The sequence below is a fragment of the Mesorhizobium sp. M7A.F.Ca.US.005.03.2.1 genome, assembly GCF_003997795.1.
In the GTDB taxonomy this organism is placed as follows: domain Bacteria; phylum Pseudomonadota; class Alphaproteobacteria; order Rhizobiales; family Rhizobiaceae; genus Mesorhizobium; species Mesorhizobium ciceri.
The window spans coordinates 1-4,440 of record NZ_RZRP01000532.1 but is presented as its reverse complement, the minus strand read 5'-3'; the positions used below and the strand labels follow the sequence as shown (position 1 = coordinate 4,440).

6 protein-coding genes are annotated in these 4,440 nt (G+C 62.5%); 3 read left to right on the top strand and 3 right to left on the bottom strand.

Annotation, left to right across the window (positions count from 1 at the left end):
- Window positions 1-572 (bottom strand): cation:proton antiporter (locus tag EN991_RS24890; protein ID WP_206519245.1); only part of this gene is annotated, 572 nt, incomplete at its 3' end.
- A gap of 160 nt (window positions 573-732) precedes the next feature.
- Here EN991_RS24890 and EN991_RS24885 point away from each other — a divergent pair.
- The 3 genes from EN991_RS24885 to EN991_RS24875 all read left to right on the top strand — a co-directional run bounded on the left by EN991_RS24885 (window position 733) and on the right by EN991_RS24875 (window position 3,440).
- Window positions 733-1,722, top strand: a complete 990-nt coding sequence (locus tag EN991_RS24885; protein ID WP_063170228.1) for an AraC family transcriptional regulator — start codon at window positions 733-735, stop codon at window positions 1,720-1,722.
- A 60-nt stretch (window positions 1,723-1,782) separates the two neighbouring features.
- On the top strand, window positions 1,783-2,991 hold the full coding sequence (locus tag EN991_RS24880) for an MFS transporter (protein ID WP_013531868.1): 1,209 nt from the start codon (window positions 1,783-1,785) through the stop codon (window positions 2,989-2,991).
- A gap of 182 nt (window positions 2,992-3,173) precedes the next feature.
- A complete protein-coding gene (locus tag EN991_RS24875; RefSeq protein WP_013531867.1) occupies window positions 3,174-3,440 on the top strand; it encodes a hypothetical protein in 267 nt (88 codons plus the stop codon).
- A gap of 95 nt (window positions 3,441-3,535) precedes the next feature.
- Here the strand turns inward: EN991_RS24875 and EN991_RS24870 are convergent, their stop codons facing one another.
- The gene (locus EN991_RS24870; protein WP_013531866.1) at window positions 3,536-4,090 is read right to left on the bottom strand and encodes a hypothetical protein; all 555 of its coding nucleotides are present in this window, start codon (window positions 4,088-4,090) and stop codon (window positions 3,536-3,538) included.
- Between the two features lie 135 nt (window positions 4,091-4,225).
- Window positions 4,226-4,440 (bottom strand): DUF697 domain-containing protein (locus EN991_RS24865; RefSeq protein WP_127369750.1); only part of this gene is annotated, 215 nt, incomplete at its 5' end.

Here is a 4,440-nt window from a genome sequence, read left to right as displayed (position 1 = left end):
ATGCCGACCTCGGTCAGCCGCTCCGATAGGCTGGTGTCGGCACCGCCGGGCGCCAGAAACGCGATCAGGGCCAGCAGCGGCACGATGGCAAGATCCTCGAGCAGCAGGACCGATACGATGCGCTGACCTTTCGGCGCGGCGATTTCGCCGCGTTCCTCGAGAAGCTGCATGACGATCGCTGTCGAGGTCAGCACGAAGCCGGCGCCGGCGACGAAGGATTGCGCGATTGGAAACCCTCCAGCCATGCCGACCCCGGTCAGCAGGAGCGCGCAGACGCCGACCTGCAACGCACCGAGGCCAAAGATCTCGCGGCGCAGGCCCCAGAGCCGCGATGGCTGCATTTCCAGCCCGATGATGAACAGGAACATCACCACGCCGAGTTCGGCGACATGAAGAATGGCTTCCGATTCGGAAAAGACGCCGAGGCCGAACGGGCCGATCACCACGCCGGCAGCCAGATAGCCGAGGATCGAGCCGAGGCCCATGCGCTTGAAGATGGGAACGGCGACGACACCGGCAGCAAGCAGCGCCACCACCTGAACCAGATCACTGCCCGATGCTTCCGCCGCCATGCCTCTTGTCCCTGTGTCTTGCAGCACTCCTTGCATGCAGTTGGAGCGGGAGGCAAGGCGAGAAATCTGCCGGAAAGGGTAGGGTGCCGTTGCAGTGATTGACTTGGTGGAACAACGGTCCCCGCTTGCCTGCCGGACGTTCGGCATCTATATTGCGTATATGTTTGACCATTCGTCCCGGCCGTCCTCGCCGCCACATATCCCGATGGATGCGCTCAGCGAAGTTCTGCAAGACTTTCGCTTGAGTGGTGTCAACTATGGCCGCTGCGAACTCCGGCACCCATGGAGCATAGACTTTCCGCAACAACAGCTGCTTCGGTTTCACTTTGTCGGCCAGGGCCCATGCTGGATTCATACTGAATCGCAAGGCTGGCAGGAGCTGCGCGATGGCGATCTGGTGCTGCTGCCGCAAGGCATCGCCCATCGGCTGGCGAGCGCGCCGGACGTTGCAGGGGGCTCGCTCGAAGGTTGCCAGGTGATCAAGTTGGGGGGCAACGTCTGCGAAGTGGTACGGCAAGGAACGGGCGCGACGAGCACCCTTTTCTGCGGCTCCATGGCCTTGGACTCCTATGCGCTCAACCCATTGATCACGTTGATGCCGCCTGTCATCAAGGGTTGCGACGTGGCCGGCAATGACCCGGTCGTCGGTCCTTTGCTGGCGGCCATGACGGTGGAGGCCTCGCAGCCGCAGATGGGCAGCGCCACGATTCTGTCGCGTATGGCCGACTTGCTGACGGCCCGGCTCATACGCTGCTGGGTCAATTGCAACGGAGCCTCGACCACCGGTTGGCTCGCAGCCATCCGCGACCCCCATATAGGCCGCGCTTTGGCGGCCATGCACCGCGACCCCGGCCACAACTGGACGCTGGGAAGCCTGGCCGGCGTGGCAGGCCAATCGCGCTCGATTTTCGCCGAGCGTTTCAGTGCGGTATTGGGGGAGGGTGCCGCACACTATCTCGCCCGCCTGCGCATGCAGCTTGCCCGCGAATTGCTGGGCCAAAACGGCTTGTCGGTTGCCGAAGTCGCTACCCGTTTGGGCTATGATTCGGAGGCATCCTTCGCGCGCGCGTTCAAGCGCATCACCAATGTCTCGCCGGGCGTTGTGCGTCGCACAATTCCCGGACGAATGGATATGAATTTCGGATTCTAAGATACATATCATCCGAGCGGACTCGCCTATTTAAGACCTCCAAACTTTGGAGATCTTTCCGTGACTGACACAACATTACAGCTTGAAGACGCCGCGACTGGCCTTGATGCCGATGCACCAGCCGCGTGGAGCGCAGCCACCTGGTTCGCGGTGATTTCATTGGCGGCCACCAGCTTTGCCTTGGTGTCGGCCGAATTCCTGCCCGCAGGTCTGCTGACGCCAATGGCACGTGATCTCGGCATCAGCGAGGGGACGGCCGGACAGGTCGTCACCGCCACCGCTTCCGTCGGCGCCGTGACGGCCATGTTGAGCAATGTTCTCATCGGCCGCTTGAACCGCAAGGCGGTGCTGGTTGGTCTCAGTGCTCTTGCGGTCGGTTCCAATGTCCTGGCGGCGCTGGCGACCGATTTCTGGCTGTTGTTGTTGGGCCGGGCCGGGCTGGGCATCGCTCTCAGTGCTTTCTGGGCACTTTCGGTCGCCGTCGTGGCGAGGCTTGTTGGCGCCAGCGCGACGGGGCGGGGCATGGCGATCGTCACCCTGGGCGTCTCGCTCGCAACCATTGCCGCACCGTCGATGGGCGCGTTGATCAGTGACTGGATAGGGTGGCGCAGTGCCATGGCCATGACGGCGGGGCTGGCCGCGCTTGCCATGCTGCTGCAGTTTCTCAGCCTGCCGACCTTGCCCGCAACGGCAAGCAACAGCCTTGCAGATGTATTTCGGCTGACCCGGCGGCGCGGCATCCAACTCGGCATGCTGGCTATCCTTTTGCTGATGACGGGGCATTTTGCCGGCTCGGTCTATGTGCGTCCCTTCCTCGAACAGGTGACACTCCTTACAACCGGACCGATTGCCTTGGCTCTGCTCGGGTTTGGCATCGCTGCCGTGATCGGTAATATTGCCGGCGGCCGCATGGCCGACACCAACATCCACATGGCCCTCGCAGTCACCGCGGCGTTGATGGCGGTTGCGGCACTTACTTTGGTGCTTTGGGGCTCGCATATCGGCGTTGCCTTCGGCTTCGTTACGCTGTGGGGTTTCGCCTTTGGCATGGCGCCGGTGGTGCTGCCGACCAATATGTCGCGCGCGGCGCCTGATGCGCTGGAGGCAGCGGGCAGCCTGATGGTCACCTCTTTCCAAATTGCCATCACCATCGGCGCGGTTGTCGGCGGCTATGTCGTGGACACCTATGGCGCGACTGGGCCTTTGACTCTGACTGCTATCCTTGCCGCATCGACCGCTGTCTTGGCGCTGCTGCAGCCTCGCAGCTGAACTTTGCAGCCGCCGATACAGTAGCCTCAAATCCTGCCGCCAGCGATGTTGCAGGCGCGATACACAAGTTGAGGCCGGGAACACGTTGCATCTTGCCGCAATCGAAGGCTAAGGACGCTCGGCTTCGGCCATTGGAGGGTGATCGACGATCAAGTCGCGCCCTTTTTGAGGAGATGACTGACATGAAGAAGTTTTTGTTTGTTGCCGTCGGCCTGGCGGTGCTTGCCGGTTCGGCTTGCTCGAAGGCGCCTGAGTGCACGGCGGAGATCGCGACCAAGAAGGCGCAGGACATGGCTGCAGCACTTCAGGAGGCGATCACCAAGGACCCGGCCAAGGCGGCTGATCTGACCGCCAAGGTCCAGGCGGTGACAACCAAGTATCAGGGCGCCACGACATTGGCCGACGCCTGCAAGGCCTATGACGAAGTGACGGCCGCGATCAAGGGCTGACACCCTGATTTGAGATCAAGGCCTAAGCGCCTGATTCGATGGGCTCAAGTGAGAGGGCGGTGACCGTTGGGTCGCCGCCTTTTTCCTTGGTTTTTTCAGTTCGGCGCGATGGAGCCGACTTCGACCGCGTCGACCCGCTTCAGGCTCATGCCGATCACCGGCACCAATTGGTCGTTGACGCGCACGGCGATAGTCACCGTCATCGAATTGTCGTCAGGGATGCGAGCCTGCATGACGCCGCGCAGCTGGTTGCGGTTGATGGTGAAGACCACCTTGCGGGGATCGACGACGTTGCCGCCGATGATGTCGAGGCCGGAACCGGTCGCGCCACCCATGAAGCTGCCCTTGTAGCCCTCGCGGCCCTTGCGCTCGATTTTGGCCGACATTGGCTGGGTGAACACACCGACCCGGCAGCCGCCGTCGAGCGACATGCCGACCTTGCCGTCGGGCGTCGAGCCGGTGAAGCTGCAGTTGAACTTGGTGCCCTTGTACTTGCCGGCGACGATTTCGCCGGGACCGATCCACTTGCCTTCGGCAGACTGGAAGAACTGCTTGTCCGGCTCCGCCGCAGAGGCCACTCCGGCAATGCCGACGACTGTCGTAATCACCGTTGCCAGGGACAGGACGCTGGATAGAATTACGCTTTTCATCGACGACACCCGGCAACAAAGATGCTGTTTGGAACCGGTCTGACCATGAACAAGATTGGTTAATGCTTCGTCACCGCGGGGCCGCCGCAGAGCAGTCCGGTAACGATTCCGAATGCCCGGACACTCCAGCCCGGCTCACTTGCCGGAGGGGGTCGTTGCACCGTCTTTCCTGGTTGCGAACGATGTCAGCGCCGAGAGGAAGTCGCCCAATCCGGGACGTTTGGCGGCGCTGAAGGGCAGGGGTCGAGCCGTCTCCATCGCGGCGATGCCGATGCGCGCCGTCATCATGCCGTTGACGACGCCCTCGCCAAGCTTGGCCGAAAGACGCGCGGCCAGGCCGTGGCCAACGA

What these genes read in the sequence shown, in the direction of transcription:
- EN991_RS24885 (WP_063170228.1), top strand. Translation starts at nt 733, where the DNA reads ATGTTTGACCATTCGTCCCGGCCGTCCTCGCCGCCACATATCCCGATG.
- EN991_RS24875 (WP_013531867.1), top strand. Translation starts at nt 3,174, where the DNA reads ATGAAGAAGTTTTTGTTTGTTGCCGTCGGCCTGGCGGTGCTTGCCGGT.
- EN991_RS24870 (WP_013531866.1), bottom strand. Translation starts at nt 4,090, where the DNA reads ATGAAAAGCGTAATTCTATCCAGCGTCCTGTCCCTGGCAACGGTGATT.